Raw genomic sequence first — 2,844 nt, 5'->3', positions numbered from 1 at the left:
TTCCGCTCAGAGGGATTCTGCTGAGAGCGTGCGTTGGTGGTGGCGGGCGGTGGTGTCCGGCACAGTCGCCGTCATGAAGCTACTGATGCTGGGTGGTACGGAGTTCGTGGGGCGGGCGGTTGCCGAGGCGGCGCTGGCGCGGGGGTGGGAGGTGACGGTGTTCCACCGGGGGACGCATGCGCCGCCGGAGGGGGCGACGGCGCTGCACGGTGACCGTGGGAGCGCGGCGGGGCTCGCGGCCCTGGAGGAGGGGGAGTGGGACGCCGTCGTCGACACCTGGAGCGGTGCGCCGTCGGCGGTGCGGGACACGGCGCGGCTGCTGTCAGGGCGGGTCGGGAGGTACGCGTATGTCTCCAGCGGCTCGGTGTACACCTTTCCGCCCACGCCCCCGTTCGACGAGCAGGCCCCGGTGGTGGCGGGCTCCCCCGATGCCACGGACGCCGAGGACTATGCGCAGGCCAAGCGGGGTGGTGAGCTGGCCGCGGCCGAGGCGTTCGGGGACCGGGCGCTGCTGCTGCGTGCGGGGCTGATCCTCGGGCCGTACGAGAACATCGGGCGGCTGCCGTGGTGGTTGAACCGGATCGCCCGTGGTGGCCCGGTCCTCGCGCCGGGGCCGCGGGAGTTGGCGCTCCAGTACATCGACGTCCGGGATCTCGCCGCATGGACGGTCGATGCGCTGGAGGCCGGACGCGGTGGTGCGTACAACCTGGTGAGCGAGGTCGGGCACGCCACGATGGGGGAGTTCCTGGAGAGTTGTGTGACGGTCACCGGCGCGGACGCGGAGCTGCGCTGGACCGCCCCGGAGGATGTCCTCGCCGCCGGTATCGCGCCCTGGATCGAGCTGCCGGTCTGGCTGGCGACCGGCGAGCCGGATGCTGCGATCTACGGTTCCGATGTGTCCAAGGCCCTCGCGGCGGGGCTGCGTTGCCGTCCCGTCGGTGAGACGGTCGCCGACACCTGGGCCTGGCTCCAGCGCATCGGCGGGGTGGCGCCGCAGCGGCCGGACCGGCCGGTGGTGGGGCTGGCCCCGGAGAAGGAGGCGGCGGCGCTGGGGTAGCGGGGCGCGGCCGGAACCCGTCGCCGCAGGGGGTGCGGGGCCGCGGCTCTTGGCGGCGGGGCGGCCGGGGCCCCTGTCAGCGGCGTGCCCTGCCGCAGCTCGACTGCCCGAGCCCGCATCCCGGCGGCCGACTCCCACTCACCCCGGCTCCGGGCGGCCGGTGCGGCGGCGTGCAGCCGTTCCGCCTCGGCGACGTCCAGCGCCCCGCCCGCAAGGCGCTCCGCCCGCGATGCGGGTGCGGCGTCGTGGTCCGGGCGGACTTCAGCGCTCTGCCCGACTCATCGATGGAGGAAGGCAGTACGCAGCCGCCTTCCGGCCCGGTGGACCGGTCAGCGGTCTTGGCCAGGGGGAAGGCCAGGCTTCACGCTGATTTCTGACGTCCGGAAGGAAGGGCGGTCGGCCCTTCGCCTGCGCGCAGGTGACGCAGGATGCGCGCAAACACCTCGGACACGATGTTGTGCAGCCGAGAGGCAACGGCATCAAATTTCCTACGCGTTCAGTCGGAAAGGTGTGCGCATTTCCATGGCTTGTGATGGGACGTCACATGCGCCGCCGGAGAGCCATCATTTTTAAGTCATCCCTTTTTAAGGAGCATGCGTACCCCAAAAGAAGCATCAGGGCTCGATGGCGGGGGGCAATTCGAGATGTTCCGAGACGTGCGGCGCAGCCTCGTCCATGATGCGCCATCGGATCCGGATGCGTTCGCCACCTGCGCCTTTGGCTCGGCTGACGATAATTGAGTGGAAAAAAATGATGCTGCATCGGCTCCGGGTGCAATCGCAGCCGTGCCCGTTCGTCTGCAGAGGTGGAGCGCGTGCGCCTTGCGCCCGCCTGCGTTTTTTTCGGCAGTACTCACAGAGACATGGGGTCAGGATGTTCGCATCACAGCGCCACGGCGTCAGGACGCCCGGCGGACGCGGTGAACGCAACCATCGAAGGGGGAATCCGGCGACGCGACGGCGGACGGCCGGGAGGGTGGTGCGTGGCGTACTCGCAGCGGCACTGCTCCCGTTCAGCGGTTTCGCTCTGATCACCGCCGTTGCCCCAGCCGCCCCTGCGGCCGCCGCCGCTTGCGCCCCCGAGGCACTGAGCAACAGCGGATGGACAGCCACGGGCCAGTGGGCCAGCGGCGATGGGGGCAATCACTGGTGGAACACGGTGGACGGGGCAAAAAACGACACGCTGACCCACCCGGTCACCAACCTGGGGGACAGCGGGAAGCAGTTCACCTTCGACTACCAGTACACCAGGGGGTCGGCGGCGACCACCATGACGGTTTCATACAACGGCGTCGTTTACGCGACCGCGACCTCGCCCGGGTCGAACGCCTCCCAGGGCGTGACCTGGGAGGCGAGCAAGGGTGCCACGGTCAGCCCCACCTCCGTGGCGACGTCAGGCACAAGCACCGCGATAACGATCACGCTGCCCGACAGTGCGCCCGCCAACGGAGATCTCGTCTTCACCGCGAACCCCGTAGGAGCATCGACCGTTCCCAATGACGACCATCATGTCGGCAACGTCAAGGCCACCAGCACCAACTGCGCAGACTTCGCGGTCACCAAGCAGGGGCCGGCCGCCGTACGGCCGGGCGGGTCCGTCGAGTACAAGATCGACGTGACCAACAGCGGTCCGTCGAAGGACACCTACACGGTGTCGGACACGCTGCCCGCCGGTCTCACCGAAGCCACCACGAGCACGCGGGGCTGCACCATCGCGTCGGGCACCCTGACGTGCAAGGGAACGGCCCTACCCGTTGGCAGCAAGAGGACCATCACCGTTCAGGGGAA

Annotated in this window: 1 protein-coding gene and 1 pseudogene; both read left to right on the top strand. The window is 69.6% G+C overall.

Translation table 11 applies throughout. From position 1 onward, the window contains the following. Nucleotides 1–73 precede the first annotated feature (73 nt). Nucleotides 74–1,057, top strand: a complete 984-nt coding sequence (locus AC3EUV_RS38210; protein WP_435604885.1) for an NAD-dependent epimerase/dehydratase family protein — start codon at nucleotides 74–76, stop codon at nucleotides 1,055–1,057. Between the two features lie 1,158 nt (nucleotides 1,058–2,215). Beyond that, nucleotides 2,216–2,844: pseudogene (locus AC3EUV_RS38205) on the top strand (hypothetical protein); the annotation flags it as partial.

This window comes from Streptomyces sp. bgisy130 (assembly GCF_057708345.1).
This window is presented reverse-complemented; position numbering and strand designations above follow the sequence as displayed.